Origin of the sequence: Streptomyces sp. NPDC088246 (genome assembly GCF_044741025.1) — a bacterium.
In the GTDB taxonomy this organism is placed as follows: domain Bacteria; phylum Actinomycetota; class Actinomycetes; order Streptomycetales; family Streptomycetaceae; genus Streptomyces.
This window is the reverse complement of sequence record NZ_JBIURV010000017.1, coordinates 152,610-173,501: the sequence shown is the minus strand read 5'-3', so window position 1 is coordinate 173,501 and position 20,892 is coordinate 152,610. Positions and strand designations below refer to the sequence as shown.

Below are 20,892 nucleotides of genomic sequence, written 5' to 3'. Positions count from 1 at the left end.
ATGGAGAGGGCCTCGCGCAGGCGCTGCTCGGGTCCGCCGAGTGCTCCGATGAGGTCGACAGCCTTCCACCCCCCGTCGGACGTTTCCGCCTCCTTACGGGGTGACGGGCTGTGCTCGCCAGGGCTTACGTGTCGGTGACCTTGGCCGTGAAGGCATCCAGGTTGCCCGCCATGCGCTCGAGGCGCTCGTCCAGCGTCAGGGACTCCTCGTACCGCCCGGAACGCAGCTTCGGCTGTCGCTTGCCCCGCAGATACAGGGGGCAGGCGAGGTCCGCGCAGGTGTAGATACCAACCGTGTTGCCCTCGCGGCCCCGGGCGCCCGCCAAGGGGGCAGCGAGCAGGGTGACCCCGGAGGAGGCGTGATTTGTCAGACAGATCTGGCACATGCTGGACTTCGCGGCGCTGGTTCGCCTCACGGAGGGTATGCGCAGAGATATCCCCAGCGGACCCTGTGCCCGTGGCACCACGAGATGTGCCCGCAGCGGCGCTCCCGGATCCACCCATCCCAAGAAGTCCAGGTCCTCCCAGGGCAGTTCGGCGAAGTCGAGCGGCAGCCGAAGCCGCGCCGCCTCACCCTGGGTGCAATTCACGAAGGATGAGCGGATCTGTTTCTCGCTGAGTGGTTCCACGGGCATCGACCCTATGTCCACCCCGACAGGCCCGCATCTCAATATTCGAGTGATCCGCCGGACAGGACCTGCATCGCACATGGGCTCTCTCCCGGACCCGGCGGAGCACGTCCGACGTGGAGGGGGCGGATGTTCAAGGCAATAGCCTCCCTGAAACCCCACCGCGCTCGGCGTGCGGCGGGCCGGCCGGGACAGCCGCGGCTCGCGCGCGTACGGCCGGTAGGAGAGCGAGATGAGCAGGCCCTCGGTGGGCGGGGACCGTCACATGCCGGCCGCTGAATCGTTCCGGGTTCGGTCGGGACAGTCCGGAGTCTTGGTCAATCCCCGGACGTTTCAGTTCAATTCCGGCTGGACCAGCGGCAATTGACATGGTGGATGGAATGCTGGCCCGGCCTGGCCGTGGCTATAGTGGCGGGGGTGTCGAGAATCGGGGGGTGCTCCAGTGTCGCGGGAAGAGTCCCGGGCTGAGGCGGCGAAGATCGCCTGGCAGATCCACGCCTCGCTCCACGAGTCGACCCGCACGGTGGATGCCAAGGCGTCCTTCGCCCTGGCCATGGAGTCCGCCGCCCTCGCCGGAATTGCCGCGCTGTCCGGCAGTGGCCGCTCCCTCGACCGCGTGACCGGCGTCGCCGAGGTCATCCTCTGGCTGGGAGTAGCCCTCATCGGGCTCTCTGCGGTCCTCGCCGTTCTCGTCGTCATCCCTCGCCACAACGGCCAGGGCCGCTCGCCCAACCCCGGCGAGGACGAGTTCCTCTTCTACGGCCATCTGCGCCACTGGACCCCCGACGACCTCGCCCAGCGGCTCGCCCGCGCCGATCCTTTGCCCACCCTCAGCCGCCAGCTCGTTGTCATGAGCGCGATCGCCTGGACGAAGCACAGGCGTGTCCAGCAATCGCTGCTGCTGGCCGTCATCGGTAGTCTGTCGGTCGCCGTCGTTGTCGCTCTCGCCTGATACGGCCTTTGTGGACAGCGCACCCCACCACCGCCCGCGCCGGATGCCCTTCTGGTCGCTGCTTGACGACGACGCCAGGGTCCAACTGCGTGACATCGGCAGCATGGTTGCCTTCCCGCCCAAGGACATCCTGCTGCGGCAGTACGACCTCACTGACCATTTGCTTGTTGTCCGGCGCGGCTGCGCCAAGGTTGCCGCCAACTCCGCCGGGGGCTACCAGGCTGTGCTCGCCATCCGCAACGCCGGGGACCTGCTGGGCGAGCAGGCCGCACTGGACGGCGGACCGCGCTCCGCCACACTCACCGCGCTGACTCGGGTCGAGGCCCTGATGATCCCCTCGTCCCTGTTCCGTGCTGCCGCCCGGTCCACGCCTGTCATCGCGTTCGCGCTCCAGCAGGTGCTCTCCGAGCGCCTGCGCGAGGCGGACGGACACCGGGCCGCCGCCGGTTCCGAAGCCGTCCAGGCCAGGCTCGCCGCACTGCTGCTGGAGCTCGGTGGGGAGTACGGGCGCCCCGAGAGGAATGGATCCGTCCTCATCACCCTGCCGCTGTCCCAGGACGACTTCGCCGGACTCGTCCTCAGCTCCCGGCGGACGGTCAGCCGTGTCTTTGAGCAGTGGCGTGGGCGCGGCTGGGTGACGACGGGACGCAACAAGCTGACTATCGACCGGCCGGATGAACTGAAACGGCTGAGCAGCTCCGGGTATTAGCAGGTGCCTGACGGCGCGGCGCCGGTCGAGAGCCGTCGGACAGTACGGGGCGCGGTCACAACTCGTCCCAGGACATCGTGGTCAGCGCGTGCTTCTCAGCCATCGGGTTCCAGGCGGAGACGAAATCCTTCTTTGCGCGCGTCGCCTGTGTGTTCGCATGGGATGCCTCCTGCCACTGCGACGAGGACAGCACGGCCTTGGGTGTGCAGCCGCTCATCATTTCGCCGGCCAGCCGCGCGTAGGCACGATCGGCGTCGGCCGAAGCCTGCCAGCTGGATTCGAGACTTTTCGTCATGGAGGTAGGCAGCAGATCATGGTCGAGCGCTTCCAGATCCTGCACGAGTTCATCCCGCTCCGTCGCCGCGTCCTCGAACACCCCCTTGGCCTTTTGGAGCCCGGAGCGGCCCGGGCAGGCGGTCATCCGGCGGACCGCCTCGCCGACACCGCCACGGTTCCCCTCGTTCCGTTGCAGCAGGCCGTTCAGGCTACGTGCCTGGCCTTCTTCGGAGTTCTGAGCGGACGAGCCGGAGCTGTTGGACCCGATGCCCTGACCCGACTGGCCGGAGCTGTCGGATTGGAACCCTTTCTCAATCTTCTCGTAGAGATCGGGACCGTAGACGAAGGCCAGGATGATCAGCACGATCGCGACGAACCGCCGGCCGGCTTTGGACTTGCCCGGCGGGGGTGGCGTCGGCCTTGGCATATAGGGGGTTCGGGGGGCCACGGGCGGGGTGTTGGGCACGGTCCGCGGCGGCTGCTGTGGCCGTGCGGCACCCGGCGGTGCTGACGCCGTGCCCGCCGTGTTCCGCGGTACGGAGGTTCGCGGCGGTGTGGCCTGCGGAAGCGTCGCGGGCGCCGTGGTAGCCGCGTCGGCCAGGGCGCTCAGCCACTCCTCCGCCGACGGCCGCCGGGCGGGATCGGCGGACAGGCTCCGCTCGGCCAGCTGCCCCACGGCCGGGTCGGCAGCACGCAGAACCGTCAGGTCCTGGCCGTCCTGCTCGCCTGCGAAGAGCCGTGCGGCGAGCAGCCCGAACTTGTACGCGTCGCCCGTCGCACTGCCCAGCTGCTCGCCCGAAGGCAGATCCCAGTTGGGTGTCTCCACGGTCTGGAGCGCCGACTTGCCGTGCAGCGCCATCGCATCACAGTCGATGAGGAAGCAACTGGGTGTCCCGTCCAGGGAGAAGAGCACGTTGTTCGGCGACACGTCGCCCACGACGACGCCGAGGGCGTGCAGCCGCCCCAGCGTGCGGGCGAAGTCCAGGAGCAGCTCGAACCGCTGGCGGGGTGTGATGCTGAAGCCCGCCTTCTGGAAGTAGTCCGGGGGGTTCAGCAGGTACTGGAAGCCCGCGGGCCGCGACTCGTCCGGCGCGAAGTCGAAGCGGTGGAAGTACCGCTCGGGGATCTGCCGCATCAGAAATCCACTCAACCCGGCGGAATCCGTCACCAGCATGGCCGGCCAAGCGGTGCACTCAGCGAGCCACTGGCCGGTGCCGTGCGGCAGGGACGGAATGAAGTCGACCATTGAGGCGAGGACTTCGGGCTTGAGCTCGGGGCGGATCCTGGTGTGGTACTCCTTGTAGGCCACCGGCCAGGTCCCGTTGATGGTCCGGTCCTTGACCGCCCACACCGAGCCCTGACCGCCGGAGTTGAACTTCCGCCCCTTCACCACCCGGCCGGCGTCCATGGCTCCCGGATACGCCCCGCTCATCCCGGCGCTCCGCCTGTCCGGGCCGCCGCGGTTCCAGGGCCGCCGCTCTCGTCGAGGCAGTGACGCGGCCAGACCGCGAGCAGTGTCCGGTCGTCGTCGAATGTCTCGCGGGAGAAGTCGAGCAGTTGCGCGACGGCCTGCGGTTCACGAGGGGGACGGCCCAACTCGTACGCGATAACCTGCCCGATCCTCCCCGTGCCGTCGCCCAGCGGATCGCCGAACCCGTCCGTCCCGATCAGCAGCACCCCGTCCTCGGGGACCGTGTACCAGGTCCCCTCGATCTGCGGCGGCACCCACGGCAGTGCCGACACCGCGGAGGAGAAGACCCCGTCTGCACGCTCCTCCTTGCCGCCCAGCAGCTGGTGGAATCGGTTCTCATGGAGCATCCAGGCACCGCTGTCCCCGACGTGCACCAGATTGACCTCCAGCTGTCCGCTCCCGGTGAGCCGCACGACGCCCGTCACCAGGGTCGTGGCCAGCAGGGCCTGGGCTTCCTGTTTCTGCTCCCGGGTCGGCTCCGGACCGCGGGTCACCCGCATGAACAGTTGGTACGCGGCCGCAGCGACGGCCCGGTTCCAGTCGACCTGCGGCCGTCCTTCGTCCAGCTGCCTCAGCACGTCGGCGACGGCGGTACGGCAGGCCAGCGCGGCGCCCACATGCGACTGAGGAGCCGCTGAGACGCCGTCCGCCACCGCGAACACCACCGCATCGGTAGGCTCGTGCGCCGCCACCACGATGTCGTCCTGGCGCGGCTGCCCACCGAAGCGGTGCGCGTCACCGCGTACGGAGGCCAGCCGGACGGTGAGCCCCCGTGTGGACCAGCCGTCGAACAGCGTGTCGGGGCGATAGGGGTCCGCAGGCGGCGGCTTCGGCTCGAACCGGGCGGTCGGCCGGCCGAGCACGAAACGGGCCCAGGCCGGCGGCTGTGCCCCTGGGAGCCGGGGCTCCCGTGTTTTCTGTGCGGGCACCGGGGAACCGCGGTCGGGATGCTGGTGGGGCAGGACGGGCGCCGCCCGCTGCGCCTGGCCCGGCGGAGGCCGGTGACCGGCCGACGGCCCATAGCCGGTGGATACTCCCTGCCCTGGCGGAGGCGCGTGACGCGCCGGGAACGCGGGCCCGTGTCCCGGCGCCGACCCGTGTCCCGGCGTCGGCGGCCCGGAATGCGGTCTGTCAGCCGGTGGCAGAGCGGGGGGCCGGCCGTCCCTGGATATGGCCGAGGCCCGGGCGTCCGGCATTGGGTCCCCCGCCGGGGACTCGGCGGCGCCGGAGGATTCGGAGGGCTCCCCCTCGTCCTCCCGTCGCCGCCCGAAGAAACGCGCCACGCTCACACCTCGTCAATCGCGAGCCGGAAGCCTTCCGGCCGCTCGACCACCAGCTCCGCCTGGCCCGACGCCATCGCATTGCCCGACTCCACCACGCTCTTGGTGAGCGCGGTGAAGAACTGAGCGATGGACTCGCCCAGTTGGGCACCGGGCACCGAGATGAAGGCGAACTCCGACTGTGTGGCGACGCTGAGTATCGTCTCGGCCTCGGCCTGGCCGATGCCGCAGGCAATGATGTTGGGCGCCGCCTTGGTCACCGAGCGGTCGGTGAGCTCCCGGTGTCTGTCCTGCCACGCCTCTCCGAAGTTCGGCTGTCCGTCACTGAGGAAGAACACCGCGGGCCGGTGAACGCGGTAACCCTGGCTCTTGAGCGTGTCCACATCCTGCGGGAGCCGTCTCAGCAGGGCGGTAAAGGCCGCCTCGTAGCTCGTGCCGCCGCTCGCCGTAAGGCGCGGCAGCTCGTTCTCGGCCCGCAGATCGGCGAGTATCAGCCGCTCGGTCACACTGTTGGCGAACCCCAGCACCGAGAAGCGGACCTTCGCCGCGGCCATCGGCTCGCCGAGCATCGCCCGGTGGAGCGAGGCGAGTCCGGCATTGAGGTCACCGACGTAGGGATGCATGGAACCGGACTCATCCGCCAGTACATAAACCGGCAGCAACTGCCCGAGGGTTTCGGCCATTTCGTTCGACTCTCTCTACTCGACATCTTCGATGGGGCTCAGTCCCTGCGGGCGTTCCAGTCGCAGCTCGGAGGAGCCGGCGACTGCACTCCGCCCCAGGTGGAGCACGGTGTTCTGGAGGAGCATCGAGAACTGCGCTGCCGACTCCGCCAGGTCCGCGTGTGCGTTCGCCGCGACAGCGAATTCGGCGGGGCTGGCGATCCGTGCCACCGTCCGCCGGTTGATCGCACCGATGCCGCAGGCGACGATGTTCGGCCGGTACTGGTGCTGCATCAGCTGCTGGTGTGCGGCCTGCCACTGGCCGCCGTCCTCCGGGTCGCCCGCGGCGAGGAGGAAGACGGTGGGGCGGTTCACACGCGGCGCCTGCTGCTTGAGCCGTTCCGTCTCCAGAGGTACGAGCTCCAGCAGGCGGCGGAAGATGGGTTCATACCGGCAGCCGTTTCCTGCCTGGAGGTCGGGGACGCCGGTCTGCCACGACACCTGCGTAAGCGGCATCCGGACGTCGGCCGTGTCGGAGAAGGTCAGTACGGACAGCCGTACGGCCGAGGTCACATCCGGGCTGTTGGCGAGCAGGGTCTGCAATGACCGGAGCGAGTCGCGGAGTTCGGTGACACAGCCGGCGGCGGACGCGGAGGTGTCCAGGACGACGTAGACCGGAGCGAGGCCGACCGTCGTCGGGCGGATGTCAGGCGGCGGGGCAGACGGGATGCCACCGGACCGCTGCGCGGCGTCGGGACGGGTCCCGCCCCACGGCGGGGTCGCCGACGGTTGGGGCGCGGGCGGTGCCGTCTGCGCTACCGGCGGTAGCGCCTGCGGGGCCACCGAAGCCGTCTGCGCAAGCGCCCCGGTAGCGGGCGGCAGCATCCCGCCGAAGACACTGGCCGACGGCCCGAGCACACCCTCGCGCAGGCCGGGCAGATCCACCTCCCGCACTATGCCCTTGTCGATCATGTACCGGACCATCTCGACCTGCCGCTGCTCCTGGTCCAGGGCTCGCAGCTGTCGTCCCTCCTCCCAGCGCATCAGCAGATCCATAGCCTTCTCGGTGTCGTCCGGGTGCTTCGCCAGGTGTTCGAGGACAAGGCTGCGGAAGTCGAGCTGTACGGAGGCGAGGGCGGCGCGTTCCCTCTTGTCCCGCTCGATCCGGGCCTCCTGCTCGATGTTCTTGATCGTTTCCTGGTGGCGGGTGTTCCCGACGGCAGCCTTGTGCTGCATGCGGCCCATCTCCGAGTCTCGGCCCGCCTTGGTGCGGCTGCGGATGAACTCACGAGCCGCCTGGTCGGGTTCGAGCTGTACATCGCAGTGGTACAGCGTCATGCCCTCGGGCAGCGGGATGGGCAGCGCCAGCGCCCCGTTGATCCTGGCCTGGGCCTCGAAGGCCTCCTCGATCGCGAACTGCGCCGCGTGCGGCCGGATCTTGCTGACCAGATGCGGATAGACGGCGCTGAGCACATCGGGGAGATTGCTCCGCACCACCGCGACCGGATCATGCACCCGGAATCCGACGTCGATCGTCGCCTCGAACCGGTGCGCCTGGTCCTTGCAGGTCAACGGGGTCTTGGTGAGCTTGGCCGTTCGCCGGTGATCACCCAGGTCCACGACGTAGCAGAGCTTGTTCTTGCCCAGCCACCGCTGAGTCATCGTCCGGTGCTTGGGCGACTCGACCTCCCAGCCACCGCCGTCAAGGGGATAGACGACCGCAAAGTTCGGCGGAAGATTGGGCAGGGTGGCGAGTTGACCGCGTGACACCGGACGGTTGTTGAGGATCAGTGAGACTGTCATGTCACACCCTTTCCAGATCGAGCTGAGCATGGACGACGGCAGTAGTCAGGGGCAGCGGTGCCAGCTCGTCCGGGTCGACCCAGTCGGCCGCGCACCGCCGCAGGATCCGGCCGGTCCTCGGGTCCCCGTACGCGATTGCGCCCACCATCAGCTGGAACATGGCACGCAGAGACGGATCGCGTTCGGCGACCGCGGCCCAATTGCGCAGCACCTGCTGGGCCTCCTCAGCGAATTCCGCCTGGTTGAGCGACTCACGCCACAGGGCGATGAACGGTGCACGCAACTCCTCTCGGTGGTGCGCCAGATAGAGGAGGGCCGGCCACTGCTCCATGTAACCGTCGGTCCCCGACTCGCCCCTGCCCACCACTACTTGGGCCGCCACGATCAGGAACGAGAGCAGCGCTGTCGGCCGCCTTCGGTGGTCGGCGGACCGCTCGTGGAGGGTGCGGAGCACCAGCCCCGCCGAGTCGGTGTTCTGCGCGAGCAGATCAGTCAGGCTGCGACCGACGGCCACGGCCACGGTTGCCCGGTCGACGACGGTGAGGCGGGCCAGCGTTGCAACGGCGAGCTCGGGGTCCTCACCCATGCCGTACACCCGTGCCGCCGTTGCCTGCGCATAGGGCCGTCTCCGATCGGCGAACCATCCCTCCACCAGCATGTCAGCCTGCTCCCTGATCCAGGGGTCGCGCGAGGCGATCTGAAGGGCATAGGCGACGGCGTCGCGCCGCAGCGGGTTCTCGCTCTGCGCCCACTGATGGAAGACCTGGTCGCAGAGGTAGGTGTACGACTCCGCGGCGATTACCCCGAGGGCCGCGGCCGCGTAGACCCGGACCTCTTCGGCCGGGTCCACGACCAGAGCCGACAGCCAGTCGAGCAGTTCGTTCTGGATCTCGTACTGGATCCATGCGTGCCGGATGATCCGTCGTGGATAGGAGGGGTCCTTGTACTCCAGCGCGCGGCCCGGCTCGCCGTTCTCCTTGCCGATGTCACGGGCACGCAGCCGGGTCAGCTGCGTGCGGCGCGGGGCAGCGAAGGGGTCCTTGATGCGGGGCGGTTCACCGTTGGGCCCGGCCATCAGCACATGCGGGCGGTCGTCCTCCAGCCGCTCGCGCAGGGCACGGGCGGCGGTGGCTATGTACTCCTGCGGCAGGCCGTTGAGCACGGCGAGGGCGATCGCGAGACTCCGGGCGGCGGGCTCCCGCAGGCTCTCGACCCAGATGTCGAAGTCCTCGTCGGCCTGGCGGGCACGGCGCTTCTTGATGCCCTCAGGGTCCAGCTGTCCGGTCTCCCACTCCTCGGTGATCGCCGCCGCGAGATCGGCTGCCTGCTTGCAGGCGGGGTCGCCGTCGAGCAGCTCGTCCAGCAGTTTCCCGATGCCGTCGTCGGCGAGGAGCCGGTCGCGGACCGCGTCGCCCAGACGCCAGCGCAGATGCGAGGAGACGATGCCGCGCTGGTCGGGCGCCTCGGTGACGTCGACGACCGCCGTCAGGAGTTCGCTGTCCGCGACCTCGGTGCTGGAGACGGTCATCACCAGCCACGCGCCCGCGAGGGCGAGTGCGCCCTGCACCTTCTCGTACACCTCTCCGCGCAGCCCGGCGACCGCGGACGGCTGGTCGAGCAGAAAAGCCGCACCGCGCTCGATGGAGTCCCCACCGCGCTCCAGAAGGTCGACGAGGGAGGCGAAGTCGACATCACTGTCCAGGTGGTACTTGGCGGTGGCACCCATGGCCTGGAGCAGGCGGACGGCCATGGCCGTCTTCCCGTGGCCGGGGGCGCCGCGCAGGATCAGCAGATGCCGGCCCGCCAGCGCTTCCCGGGCGGCCGACAGACCAGGAGGCTCCTGGTATGCGAAGCGCACCCGTTCGTCCAGGAGCGGCGAGATGGTCCGCAGGCGCCGCTGGGCGCCGCCCAGGAGCAGGACATATTTGTCGCCGCCGAAGACATCGCCCTCGACGTTGGCGAAGGCGTTGCGTACCCGGTCGTGGCGCAGAGACCCCTGCCCCATCCGGCCGGTGGCCTCGAAGGACTCGGCTCCGGGGCCGGAACGCGGAGGCTCGCCCTGGACGCCGCCCTCCCCGTTGCCCTGCGCACCCGACGCGCCGTCTGCGGACTGGGGCTGTCCCTCACCTGCAGCCTGCGCCGGGCCGGGGGGGGGGGGGGGTACCCCCCCCCCCCCCCCCCCCCCCCCCCCCCCCCCCCCCCGGGGGGGGGGGGGGGCCCGGGGGGCGGCGGGTACGGGCCGGCCCCTCCCCCGGGGGGGGGCCCCCCCCCCCCCCCCCGGGGGGGGGGGGGGGGGGGGGGGGGCCCCCCCCCCCCCCCCCCCGGCCCCGCCCCCCGTACCGGCCGCGGGCGGTGCTGCTCCCGCGGCGCCGCCTGCGGCCGGCGTTCCCCCCGTCGGTGTTGTCATGGCCGGACTGGGCCGTTCGTGTTGACATTGACGGTCTTGTTGCCCTGGAACACATCACCGTGGACGGTTCCGACGCTGATACCGGCTCCGTTCGGCGTTACCCGGTCGCCCGGGCCGGCTGCTGCTCCCCCTTGCCCGTCCGGGGCCGCCTGAGGACCGCCGGCCTCGGGTCCGCCCGTCTCCGGGGGCCCGGCCTGCCTGGGAGGATCCAGTGCCGCCGCGGGGAGACCGGCTGGGGCCGGAGATCCGGGCACGGTTACCCAGCTCTCGATGAGCTCGCCGTGTTTGGTCCGGAACGGCATCGGCAGATACGCGGCGGGGTCGATGGAGCGGTGCCCGTGCCGGACGACCGCCCGGTAGATCTCGTCCGACACGACGAAGACCATCCGCGACGAAGCCGACGCGGCCAGGACCTCGCGCAACGGCCCCGCGTCGACCAGCCGACAGGCGGTGTTGACGGCGTCTCCGGACCAGCCCTCACCGTCTCGCGAGGCAAGCCCCTGGTGCATAGCGACCCGGAACCGCATCGCGTGAGCGGGGCTGTAGACGACCGCCTTATGCTTGAGCTCGTCGTCAAGGGCGCGTACGAACGGTCCGGCCAGAACGATCGGTGAGACGGCCGCAGGAACGATCATCAGGACCCCGTCGCCACGGTCCTCGGTGACGATGCCATCGGCCGACAGCCCGGCCCGTACAAGCGCTTCACGGAGCACCTCGTACATCCCGCTTCGCAGGGAACGCTGGATCGGATCGGGCCGGGAACTGAAGTTCTCTATGTCCAGCACCACGACCCAGCAGTGCGTGGCTTCACCAGACATGGCGATCTCCCCAAGGGCTTTAGACAGCAACTACTCGATCAGTCGCCCCAGTTGTATGACACCGAAGTCCTGTGGGTCTACGCCAATTGACCCACAGCGGGAAGCCGGGCTTCCGTATCCAGTCGGGGTCCCAGGAGGTCAGATCGGGGACAAGTGCTGGTCAGCGGCTCGTGACTAGCGCCAGAAGCGTTCGGTCACGTCCTGGAATCGGAGTTCGGCGCCGTGGCAGTCGAGTTCCATGTTCCCGAGTTCGCGTTCGTCTCGTCTGCAGGCGTCCGTAGGACATCTCTTACGATCCCGTGACGTGCCGCGCCGGATCCGGCCATGTGATTCGCCGGCGGCCTAGCGTGGGTGCCATGCGCGTACTGGTTACCGGTGGAGCCGGATTCATCGGGTCGGAGATCGTCCATACCCTCACATCGGCCGGGCATCAGGCAGTCGTGTTCGACGCGCTGCTGTCTTCGGTACACGGCGCGGCCGTGGCCCCCGCAGATTGCGACGCCGAGCGAATCATCGCGGACGTCCGCGATCGGGAGGCGGTGGACAGGGCCCTGCGGGGCATCGACGCCGTGTGTCATCAGGCAGCGATGGTCGGCTTGGGACATGACTTCGCGGACGCGCCCGAGTACGTCGGGTGTAATGATCTCGGGACAGCGGTGCTGCTTGCGGCGATGGCCGAGGCGGGTGTGCGAAGCCTGGTCCTGGCCGGTTCGATGGTGGTCTACGGCGAAGGACGCTACGACTGTCCTCGCCACGGCACGGTCCGGCCGGGACCGAGGGCGGCGGCTGACCTGGAAGCGGGCCGGTTCGAGCCGCACTGTCCATGCTGTGGCGCGGAGTTGGCGCCTGGCCTGGTCACCGAGGACGCGCCCACGGACCCGCGTAATGTGTACGCGGCCACCAAGCTCGCCCAGGAACATCTCACCGCGGCCTGGGCGCGCGCGACGGGCGGGTCCGCGGTGTTGCTGCGCTACCACAACGTGTACGGGCCGGGGATGCCGCGCGACACACCGTACGCCGGTGTCGCCTCTTTCTTTCGCTCGGCGCTGGCCCGTGGAGAGGCCCCCCAGGTCTTTGAGGACGGCTGCCAGCGGAGGGATTTTGTCCATGTACGGGATGTGGCGGCCGCGAACGTATTGGCACTGGAAGCCGTCAAAGGTCACGGGCCGGGCAGTTTTGCTGTTTACAACACGGGGAGTGGGGATCCCCGCACCATCGGCGAGATGGCCTCGGCACTGGCTTCGGCACATGGTGGCCCTGCTCCGAAGGTCACCGGCGAATACCGGCTCGGTGATGTACGCCATGTCACCGCGGACTCACGACGACTGCGAGACGAGCTGGGCTGGAAACCGCAAGAAGGGTTCGCGAAGGGAATGGCGGAGTTTGCGACAGCCCCGTTGCGAGGAATGCGCCCAAACATCGGAACCGGCACGGAACCATGAGCCCGCGTCCGGCGGCAGACCTCGAACCCGTCCGTGCCGGGCAGCATTTGCATCTGATCGAGGACGACCAGGTCCGGCCGGCGTCCGGCGAAGCACTCCAGCGCCGTCGGACCGTCGTCCGCCCGCTCGACGTCGTACCCCGCCCGGTTCAGGTAGCTGACGACGGCCTCGGCGACCGTCGGATCGTCGTCGACGACGAGGACGTGGCCGCGTTCGGTACCGGGGCAGGAGTGAGTACCTGGGCCTGAATCGTCCGGGATGTTCTCCACTTCACCACCCAGGCATGCACGCGCGGCACCCGTCCGCTGCTACTGGGCCGACATCCATTTTTCGTAAGAAAATGGAGCCCGAAATGTCGGTTTCTGCTCCGTAGGGTGAGCGGCGTGACCGATTCCCCCCTGGCGGACCCTCCGTCCGCCCATATCCCTACGCCGAGTGCCGACGTCGTCCTGCCCTGTCTGGACGAAGCCGCGGCCCTGCCCCGGGTGCTGACCGCCGTCCCGGACGGCTGGCGCGCGATCGTCGTCGACAACGGTTCCACCGACGGCTCGGCCGAACTGGCCCGCTCGCTCGGTGCGACTGTCGTGCACGAGCCGCAGCGCGGCTTCGGTGCCGCCTGCCACGCCGGGCTGCTCGCCGCCGAGGCGGAGTTCGTCTGCTTCTGCGACTGCGACGGCTCCCTCGACCCCGGCCTGCTCCCCGCCTTCGTACGCCGGATCGCCGACGGCGAGACCGACCTGCTGCTCGGCCGCCGCTGCCCCGAGGGCCGCGGTGCCTGGCCGCTGCACGCCCGCGCCGGCAATTTCGCGCTGGCCCGGATGCTGCGCCGCCGCACCGGCTTGCGGCTGCACGACCTCGGCCCGATGCGGGCCGGGCGCCGGGCGGATTTGCTGGCGCTCGGTCTTACCGACCGGCGCAGCGGTTACCCGCTGCAGATGGTGGTCCGCGCGGCGGACGCCGGACTGCGGGTCACGGAGACCGACGTCCCGTATCTCCCTCGCAGCGGAAAGTCGAAGGTCACCGGCACCTGGCGGGGTACCTGGCAGGCGGTGCGCGACATGCGCGCGGTGCTGCTTCAGCCACCGGCCGGGACGGCACCGGGGACCGTGCGCCCGGGGGTGCCCCGGTGAGCGCCCCAGCCGGCCCCGGTGCGGCCGAGGGCTTGTCCGGCCCGACGACCGTGCTGGTCATCGCCAAGGAACCGCTGCAGGGTCGGGTCAAGACCCGGCTCACACCGCCGTTCACACCCGCCCAGGCCGCCCGGCTTGCCGAGGCGGCGCTCGGTGACACTCTGCGGACCGTGTGCACCCTGCCCGCCCGGCGCCGCGCCGTCGTCCTCGAAGGACGGCCGGGACCGTGGCTGCCGCCCGGCATCGAGGTGCTGCCGCAGGGCACCGGCCGCCTCGACGAACGGCTTGCCGCGGCCTTCGCCTGCTGTACCGGGCCGACTCTCCTCATCGGCATGGACACCCCTCAGATCACCGCCGCCCATCTGGCCGCCGCGCTCCGTCCCGCCGCCTGGGACGGCTGCGACGCCTGGTTCGGACCGGCCGACGACGGCGGCTTCTGGGCGCTGGGCCTGGCCGTCCCCGCCCCGGAACTCCTGCTCGGCGTCCCCATGTCCGTACCCGAGACCGGCGCGGTCCAGCGCCGACGCCTGGTCGACGCCGGGCTGACCGTGCGCGACCTTCCGCAGTTGCGTGATGTGGACACCGCACAGGACGCCGTCGCCGTTGCCGCCGCGGCGCCGCACGGCCGGTTCGCCGCGACGCTCGCCCTGCTGACCCCGGCGGAGGCCCGATGACCCCGGTCCCTCACCGCAGCAGGCTGGTCACGTCACCCCCGTCCCCCGACCGTGGCACCACGTCCTGGGGCACCGATCCGTACGCCGACGCGCTGCGCAACGGTCACGGACCGCTCTTCCTCCGCCGCAGCGACGGCCGGCTGTTGCCCCTGGACGTCGAACGCTGGTGCGCGAACGCCGATGCCGCCGACCTGTCGGCACTGGGCCGTTGCGAAGGCCCCGTTCTGGACATCGGCTGCGGGCCCGGCCGGCTGGTCGCCGAGCTCGCCGTCCGCGGTCATCGCGCACTCGGCATCGACATCAGTGAGACCGCAGTCGCCCACACCCTTCGACTCGGCGGAGCGGCGCTGCACCGCTCCGTCTTCGACCCGCTGCCGGGCGAGGGCCGCTGGGGCACCGTCCTGCTCCTCGACGGCAACATCGGCATCGGCGGGAACCCACCTCTCCTCCTGCGCCGCACGGCCAACCTGCTCGCCCCGGGCGGTCTGCTCATCGCCGAGACGACACCACAGGACATCGACGAGAGACTCCAGGTCCGGCTGGACGACGGACGAGGCACAGCGCCCGCCGGCACTGGCGCCTCCGGACCCGCGACCGCCTCACTGTTCCCCTGGGCCCGGCTCGGCACACCGGCCCTGCTGCGGTACGCGCAGGCGTACAGATGGCAGCCCGTCGATCAGTGGGAGGCGGACGGCCGCCCCTTCGTGTCCCTGCGCCGTGAACCGGACACCGCGCACCGGGCTACGCCAGAACCCGGGCGCGGAGGGAAGCCGCCCGGTGAAGGCCGGGCCACGACCCGATGCCGAGCCGGGAAGCGTGAAGGGGAAGCCTTTTCCGAAACGTCTGTCACCCATGTCCCGAAGCTATGCCCGGGACGCCTGAGCGCAGGGCGTACGACTCCTGACGAATCTCTGACGTCACACCCCGGAGCGGGCAGCCGGAGCAAGATCTGACGGTTCGGTGACACGATCCTGTGGCATCACGCGTAACCGCCCTGCTGTGCATAGCGTTCCTGCGTGAAGACCGAGGACCGCACAGCACATCCCACCACGGACGACATCGGGCACCGCACAGGCCGCCGCCGCGACCTGATCGCCGCCGCCGCGGGCGTTCTGCTCGTCACCGTCGCCGTGCTTGTCGGCCGGTCGATCCAGGACGCCGACGGAAGCCTCTACGTCCACTGGCCTCCCCTGCTGGCGTCCTGGTACCCGCACACCGGCCCCGGCACCCCGGCCGCCGTCGTCGTGGCAGCAGCCGTCGTCGCGTACGGGCCGCCGCTGGCCGGCCGTATCCGTCGGCGGGCGCTGCTCCCGGCCGCCTGGGCGGCGTCGCTCGCCTGGGTCTTCTCGCTGGCGCTGATCGACGGCTGGGGCCGGGGCATCGCCGAACGGCTCACCACCAAGCATGAATATCTGCAGGCCATCGACCGTTTCCAGAACATCGGTGCGGCCCTGCGCGGCTTCGACGACCACATCCTGCTCGGCTCCCCGGACAACTGGCCCACCCATGTTGCCGGGCACCCGCCGGGCGCCACGCTCACCTTCGTCCTGCTCGACCGCATCGGGCTCGGCGGCGGCGCCTGGGCCGGGGTCTGGTGCATCGTGGTGGGCAGCTCCGCCGTCCCGGCCGCCCTGGTCGCGCTCCGTGCCCTGGCCGACGAGCGCCTCGCACGCCGTGCCGCCCCGTTCCTGGTCCTCGCACCGGTCGCGGTGTGGACCGGCACCTCGGCGGACGCCTACTTCGCCGCCGTCGCCGCCTGGTCCGTGGCCCTCCTCGCCCTGGCAGCGACCCACACGGTCCGCCTCCCCCGCGCCGCCGCATTCGCCTCCGGTCTGCTGTACGGGCTGACCTGCTACCTCAGTTACGGTCTGACGCTGATCGCGTTCCTGCTCCTGGCCGTCCTCGTCCTCGCCCGTACCGCCCGCCCCGTCCCCCTCTTCCTCGCCGGAGCGCTGGTTGTCCCGGTCCTCTTCACCCTGGCGGGCTACAACTGGTGGGAGGGCTACCGGCTGCTGGTCGAGCGCTACTACCAGGGCGCGGGTGGCTTCCGCCCGTACTCCTACTGGGTCTGGGCGAATCTCGCCTGCACCACGATCGCCGCGGGCCTCGCCACGGTGGCCGGGCTCCGCCGCGCCGCGGCCGGCACCCCCGGTGCCGTACGCGCCCTGCGCACCGGTACCACCTGCGCACCCCAACGGCTGATTCTGCTCGCCCTGATGGCGCTCCTGGCACTCCTGGCCGCCGACCTGTCCGGGATGAGCAAGGCGGAGACGGAACGCATCTGGCAGCCCTTCATCCTCTGGCTGCTGCCCGCCGCCGCCCTTCTGCCCACCGGCACCCGGCGCGGCTGGCTGACCGCACAGGCCGTCGTCGCCCTGCTCGTCAACCACCTGCTGTGGACCGGGTGGTGACGAGAAAGAGACCGTTGAACCCATCCGCCGCGGGGTACAGACGAATCCACGTTGACGTTCCGGTACGCCGACAAGCACCGACGGGTGCCGTCACCTGAGGTGTCGCGGAGCCCTGCCCACTGCACGGCCACACGCATTCTCAACGGCGACGCTCTTTCGGACTTCGGGCAGGCATCCTCGAGAACCCCGGCACATTGCCTGCGCGGCGCTCGGCCGAGGACAGCAAGGAGAACAATCCCGCTTGAAGACCAGAGGCGAAGAGATCCGGGTGGCGCGGTCGGGCCGTGGCAGGGTATCGGCTGCGCTCCGCCTGATCAGCGGCTCCACGAGCGCTGCAGGATGCGTGGCGAAGTCCAGGGCCGTGGTCTCGGGTGGGCGATGGTCAACAGGAGAGGAACGAGTGGCCGAACCGGTGTGTGCGTTGTGCGAAAGACCCCCGGCTGACGCTCCTCGCTGAAGCGCGCGTTGGTCCGCGTCGATGGAGGAACGATCGCCGTGATCCGGTATCGACGCGAGATCGATCTCCCCTCGCCGGATCCCGGCCGCCGTACGGCGCTTGAGCGTGTTGTTGCACCAGCTGGAGCAGACGTGCCGGTCTCGGTGCTCCCAGTGAGCGCTCCTCGGTACGGGCTCCGCACACATCGGACAGGGTTCGCCGCCGGTGGCGCGCCCGGCAGCCGCGAGGATCGGGTTCCGGTACGGATCACCTGGGACGTTGCGGGTCCTGGTCGGGTCAGGGACTGGCGGCGTTCCCGGAGTGAGCGTCGGCTCGTGGCGGCGCACCTTCGGGGCATGCCTAGATGTGAAGGCACCTGCTAATATTTTTTGGCATGTGCTGGATGTTGACATGAGAGACCCCGCGCCGACGGGCGACGACCTGGTGCGGGTGCTGGCCACCCTGTCCAACCCGCACAGGCTGCGGGTCGTCGCCGCCCTCGCGGGGGGACGGAACTACGTGAGCCAACTGGCGCGCGAGCTGGACATCAGCAGGGCGCTGCTCCAGGTCCATCTGAAGAAGCTGGAGGCGGCCGGTCTGGTCTCCTCGCAGCTGGAGCTGTCGGAGGACGGAAAGGCAATGAAGTTCTACGAGGTGAGCCCTTTCTCGGTCCACCTGACACCGCAGTGCATCGAGAGCGCCGTAGAGACGCTGACCATCGAGAGGGGATCACAGCGATGAACGATCACGAGTGGCAGGAAGTCATCGGAACCATCGGCATCTTCGTCCTGCTCACCGCCGTGGTTGTCACGATCATCTGGCAGGGCGCCATCAGCTGGCGGGCCAAGGCTCAGTTGGCGCGCGAGAGCGAGTACAAGCAGCTCGCCGAAGCCGCTGTCGCCGGGCAGCAGAACATCGAGCGGAAACTGGCCGAGATCGGTGGCCAGGTCTCGGAGCTGCAGGGCCGCACGGACTCGATCGAGCGGGTCCTCAAAGACGTCGAGTAACCCCGCGCGGGGGCTCTCGTAGAGCCCTGGGCCGTCGAGCGGCAACTCGACGGCCCAGGCATGGGGAGACGAACCACCTCGCCGCAGGCGAGTTTGCGCAGGAACACCCCACCGATGAAGAGGAGAGCAGCTCATGCTGCCCAAGAGCAAGTCCGTCCCCCGCCCGCCCGACGGCCCCGATACGGGCGCAGGGGGCTTACCGCCCCACTCCGATACGGCCGGGCCCGACCGCTCCGGCGTGATAGCTGCTGTCGCGGACTGGTCCACCCGGCACCGCGCCCTGGTGATCACCGGGTGGCTCGCACTCGTAGTGGTCGCCGTACTGTCCAGCGCACTTGCGACGGGGGACGGTGCCCGCTCGGTCGATCCCGGAGAGGCCGGTCGCGCCCAGCAGATGGTGCGGGCGCAGGACAGCGGCGGCTCCATCCGGGAGAACGTGCTGATCCGGTCGCGTGACGCCAGGGGCGACCGCCGGTTCGCGGACGACCCCGAACTACGCGAGGTCGCGGGGGATTTGGTGGCCGAGCTGCGCCGGACACCGGGCGCGGTGCGCGATGTCGGTTCCCCGCTGGTGGCGCATGGTGAGCGCTGGGTGTCGCAGGACGGCCGCTCCGGTCTGGTCACCTTCGAAGTGGCCATCAGCGAGGGGCAGTTCGAGGCCAACTACACGGCTGCGGTGAAGGCCGTGAAGCGGGTGCAGGAGCGCCATCCGCAGGTACGGCTCGCCCAGGCGGGCGACCACAGCCTCTCCGAGGCGGTCAACGACGGAATCAAGGACGACCTCAAACGCGCCGAGACGACCTCTCTGCCGCTGACGCTCCTGATCCTGCTCGTCGCCTTCGGCTCTCTCATCGCCGCCGGCATCCCGCTGTTGCTGTCGGCGACCACCGTGGCGGCCGCGTTCGGTCTGCTGCAACTCGTCAGCCAGTGGGTACCGTTCAACAGCGCCGCTTCCGCCATCGTGTTGCTGATCGGCATGGCTGTCGGCATCGACTACTCGCTGTTCTACCTACGTCGGGTGCGGGAGGAACGGGCCGCCGGGCACGACGTGCGGGAGGCGCTGCGGATAACGGCACGCACCTCGGGCCATGCCGTCGTGGCCTCCGGCCCGACCGTGATGGTCTGCCTGATCGGCCTGCTGTTCACCGGTGTGGATGTCTTCAAGGGCCTGACCGCAGGCACCGTCCTGGTGGTCGGCCTCGCGGTGCTCGGCTCCGTGACGGTCCTGCCCGCGCTGCTCGCCGCACTCGGCGACGGTGTCGACAAGGCTCGTATCCCTTGGCTCGGCCGGCGCAGGATCGCGGCGAAGGAGTCTCACCTCTGGAGGCGGGTGGCACGGGCGGTCGTACGGCGGCCCGTGGCGGCCGGCGCTACGGCAGCCGTGGCCCTGCTGCTCATGGCGCTGCCCGCGCTCGGGATCCGGTTGCAGGACGCTGCAGTGACCGCCAGCCTGCCGCCCGGTGTCTCGACCGCGGTGGACGCCGCGACCACTATGCAGCAGGAGTTCCCGGGGGCCGCGACCGCGGCCCAGGTGGTCATCGACCGTGCAGACGGCGTGTCGGCCGACACGCCCGAGGTACGAGAGGCGATCGACGGGCTCCACGGACAGGCCGCGGTCGGCCGTGGTGCGCTGCGGGAACCGATCACGGTCGTGCCGGTCGGCGACGCGATGGTGGTACGCGTGCCGCTGGAGGGCGCCGTCACCGATCCCGTTGCGAATCGGGCCCTGGCGACCCTGCGCGACCAGGTTCTCCCCGCCACTCTCGGCACGGTGCAGGGTGTCGACTACGCGGTCGCGGGCAAGACCGCCATGCCGTACGACTTCGCGAAGCAGGTGAACAGCCGGACCCCGATCGTCTTCGCGTTCGTCCTCGGCCTCGCGTTCCTCCTGCTCGCGGTGACGTTCCGGTCATGGACCATCCCGCTGGCTTCGATCCTGCTCAATCTGCTGTCCATCGGCGCTGCTTACGGGGTGCTGACCCTGGTCTTCCAGGACGGCAACCTGGAGTCGTTGCTGGGATTCAACTCCTATGGGGGAGTGGTGAGTTGGCTACCGCTGTTCATGTTCATCATCCTGTTCGGCCTGAGCATGGACTACCACATCTTCATTCTCAGCCGGATCAGGGAACGGTGGCTCGCGGGCATGGAGCCGCGTGAGGCGGTCGTCGGAGGCATAGCGGCCAGTGCGGGCGTCGTCAGTAGCGCGGCGCTCATCATGACCGGTGTCTTCACGGTCTTCATGACCTTGTCCGCCATCGAGTACAAGATGCTGGGCCTCGGCATGGCACTGGCCGTCCTCATCGACGCCACCGTTGTACGTGGTGTGCTGCTGCCTGCAGCGATGTCCCTGCTCGGAGAGCGGGCCTGGAGCCGCAGGACCGGCTTGATCGCGCGCGCTCCGTCGGCGGAGCCTTCCCGGGTGGCCGGGGCTTAGCGCCGGCCGAGGGCGCGGCGGGCCCAGCCCGTTCAACGCCGACCGTCGGCGTTGAACGGGTGACCGCCGTGTCTGCTGCTCGGGCGGCATCCCGCTGCACGGCGGCAGTGGCGGACCTCCTGAAACCCGGCGGCCACGGCAACGCCTGGCTTGCCACGGCCGCGTCATGGCCGAGGCCTTCTCCCGGATTTCTCCCAAGCGATCTCCAGAAACCACTCAGAGGCCTGATCCACTAAGTGGATCAGGCCTCTGACCTGGTATTTCAGCTGTCGGGGTGGCGGGATTTGAACCCACGACCTCTTCGTCCCGAACGAAGCGCGCTGCCAAGCTGCGCTACACCCCGATCGCCGCC

General features: G+C 69.9%; 17 protein-coding genes, 1 tRNA gene and 1 pseudogene. 10 read left to right on the top strand and 9 right to left on the bottom strand.

The genetic code is table 11. From position 1 onward, the window contains the following. Window positions 1-124: 124 nt before the first annotated feature. Window positions 125-628 carry an FBP domain-containing protein gene (locus ACIPEK_RS23915; RefSeq protein ID WP_401999424.1) on the bottom strand — a complete coding sequence of 168 codons (504 nt, stop codon included), beginning with the start codon at window positions 626-628 and terminating at the stop codon, window positions 125-127. Window positions 629-1,070: 442 nt separating this feature from the next. Between ACIPEK_RS23915 and ACIPEK_RS23910 the strand changes: the two genes are divergently transcribed. Together ACIPEK_RS23910 and ACIPEK_RS23905 are read left to right on the top strand one after the other, a co-directional pair. Continuing rightward, the gene (locus ACIPEK_RS23910; protein ID WP_327274413.1) at window positions 1,071-1,580 is read left to right on the top strand and encodes a Pycsar system effector family protein; all 510 of its coding nucleotides are present in this window, start codon (window positions 1,071-1,073) and stop codon (window positions 1,578-1,580) included. Between the two features lie 10 nt (window positions 1,581-1,590). Beyond that, window positions 1,591-2,289: a Crp/Fnr family transcriptional regulator gene (locus tag ACIPEK_RS23905; protein ID WP_401999421.1), complete on the top strand. Its 699-nt coding sequence runs from the start codon at window positions 1,591-1,593 to the stop codon at window positions 2,287-2,289. A 55-nt stretch (window positions 2,290-2,344) separates the two neighbouring features. Here the strand turns inward: ACIPEK_RS23905 and ACIPEK_RS23900 are convergent, their stop codons facing one another. From ACIPEK_RS23900 to ACIPEK_RS23875, 6 genes are all read right to left on the bottom strand, one after another. Next, complete coding sequence (locus ACIPEK_RS23900; RefSeq protein ID WP_401999419.1) at window positions 2,345-3,997, bottom strand: hypothetical protein; 1,653 nt, start codon at window positions 3,995-3,997, stop codon at window positions 2,345-2,347. Beyond that, window positions 3,994-4,965 (bottom strand): protein phosphatase 2C domain-containing protein, encoded by a 972-nt coding sequence (locus ACIPEK_RS23895; protein ID WP_401999416.1) that lies wholly within the window; start codon window positions 4,963-4,965, stop codon window positions 3,994-3,996. Before ACIPEK_RS23895 ends, ACIPEK_RS23900 begins: the two co-directional genes overlap by 4 nt. Window positions 4,966-5,321: 356 nt before the next feature. Next, window positions 5,322-5,999: a hypothetical protein gene (locus ACIPEK_RS23890; protein WP_327274417.1), complete on the bottom strand. Its 678-nt coding sequence runs from the start codon at window positions 5,997-5,999 to the stop codon at window positions 5,322-5,324. 15 nt (window positions 6,000-6,014) lie between these two features. Beyond that, complete coding sequence (locus ACIPEK_RS23885; RefSeq protein WP_401999413.1) at window positions 6,015-7,781, bottom strand: hypothetical protein; 1,767 nt, start codon at window positions 7,779-7,781, stop codon at window positions 6,015-6,017. 1 nt (window position 7,782) lies between these two features. Further along, on the bottom strand, window positions 7,783-9,786 hold the full coding sequence (locus tag ACIPEK_RS23880) for a hypothetical protein (protein WP_401999410.1): 2,004 nt from the start codon (window positions 9,784-9,786) through the stop codon (window positions 7,783-7,785). A 398-nt stretch (window positions 9,787-10,184) separates the two neighbouring features. Further along, a complete protein-coding gene (locus ACIPEK_RS23875; RefSeq protein WP_401999407.1) occupies window positions 10,185-11,006 on the bottom strand; it encodes a hypothetical protein in 822 nt (273 codons plus the stop codon). 356 nt (window positions 11,007-11,362) lie between these two features. On the opposite strand from ACIPEK_RS23875, the gene ACIPEK_RS23870 reads away from it, so the two are divergent. Then, entirely contained in the window at window positions 11,363-12,448 is a 1,086-nt protein-coding gene (locus ACIPEK_RS23870; RefSeq protein WP_401999508.1) for an NAD-dependent epimerase/dehydratase family protein, read from the top strand. Here the strand turns inward: ACIPEK_RS23870 and ACIPEK_RS23865 are convergent. Further along, a pseudogene (locus ACIPEK_RS23865) lies at window positions 12,424-12,717 on the bottom strand (response regulator); the annotation flags it as partial. The gene ACIPEK_RS23870 and the pseudogene ACIPEK_RS23865 sit on opposite strands and share 25 nt — an antisense overlap. Before the next feature lie 114 nt (window positions 12,718-12,831). On the opposite strand from ACIPEK_RS23865, the gene ACIPEK_RS23860 reads away from it, so the two are divergent. The 7 genes from ACIPEK_RS23860 (at window position 12,832) to ACIPEK_RS23830 (ending at window position 20,540) form a co-directional block, all read left to right on the top strand. Beyond that, the gene (locus ACIPEK_RS23860; RefSeq protein WP_401999404.1) at window positions 12,832-13,578 is read left to right on the top strand and encodes a glycosyltransferase family 2 protein; all 747 of its coding nucleotides are present in this window, start codon (window positions 12,832-12,834) and stop codon (window positions 13,576-13,578) included. Next, window positions 13,575-14,252 (top strand): DUF2064 domain-containing protein, encoded by a 678-nt coding sequence (locus ACIPEK_RS23855; protein WP_401999401.1) that lies wholly within the window; start codon window positions 13,575-13,577, stop codon window positions 14,250-14,252. The genes ACIPEK_RS23860 and ACIPEK_RS23855 overlap by 4 nt, the downstream gene beginning before the upstream one ends. Then, window positions 14,249-15,205, top strand: coding sequence for a class I SAM-dependent methyltransferase (locus tag ACIPEK_RS23850; RefSeq protein ID WP_401999398.1), 957 nt, complete (start codon window positions 14,249-14,251; stop codon window positions 15,203-15,205). Before ACIPEK_RS23855 ends, ACIPEK_RS23850 begins: the two co-directional genes overlap by 4 nt. A gap of 63 nt (window positions 15,206-15,268) precedes the next feature. Beyond that, the gene (locus tag ACIPEK_RS23845; protein WP_401999395.1) at window positions 15,269-16,663 is read left to right on the top strand and encodes a hypothetical protein; all 1,395 of its coding nucleotides are present in this window, start codon (window positions 15,269-15,271) and stop codon (window positions 16,661-16,663) included. Between the two features lie 847 nt (window positions 16,664-17,510). Then, complete coding sequence (locus ACIPEK_RS23840; RefSeq protein ID WP_401999392.1) at window positions 17,511-17,840, top strand: ArsR/SmtB family transcription factor; 330 nt, start codon at window positions 17,511-17,513, stop codon at window positions 17,838-17,840. Then, the gene (locus ACIPEK_RS23835) at window positions 17,837-18,106 is read left to right on the top strand and encodes a hypothetical protein (RefSeq protein WP_383072447.1); all 270 of its coding nucleotides are present in this window, start codon (window positions 17,837-17,839) and stop codon (window positions 18,104-18,106) included. Before ACIPEK_RS23840 ends, ACIPEK_RS23835 begins: the two co-directional genes overlap by 4 nt. 133 nt (window positions 18,107-18,239) lie before the next feature. Continuing rightward, window positions 18,240-20,540, top strand: a complete 2,301-nt coding sequence (locus ACIPEK_RS23830; RefSeq protein WP_401999389.1) for an MMPL family transporter — start codon at window positions 18,240-18,242, stop codon at window positions 20,538-20,540. Window positions 20,541-20,809: 269 nt separating this feature from the next. Here ACIPEK_RS23830 and ACIPEK_RS23825 read toward each other — a convergent pair. Further along, window positions 20,810-20,883 (bottom strand) — tRNA-Pro (locus ACIPEK_RS23825). Window positions 20,884-20,892 lie beyond the last annotated feature (9 nt).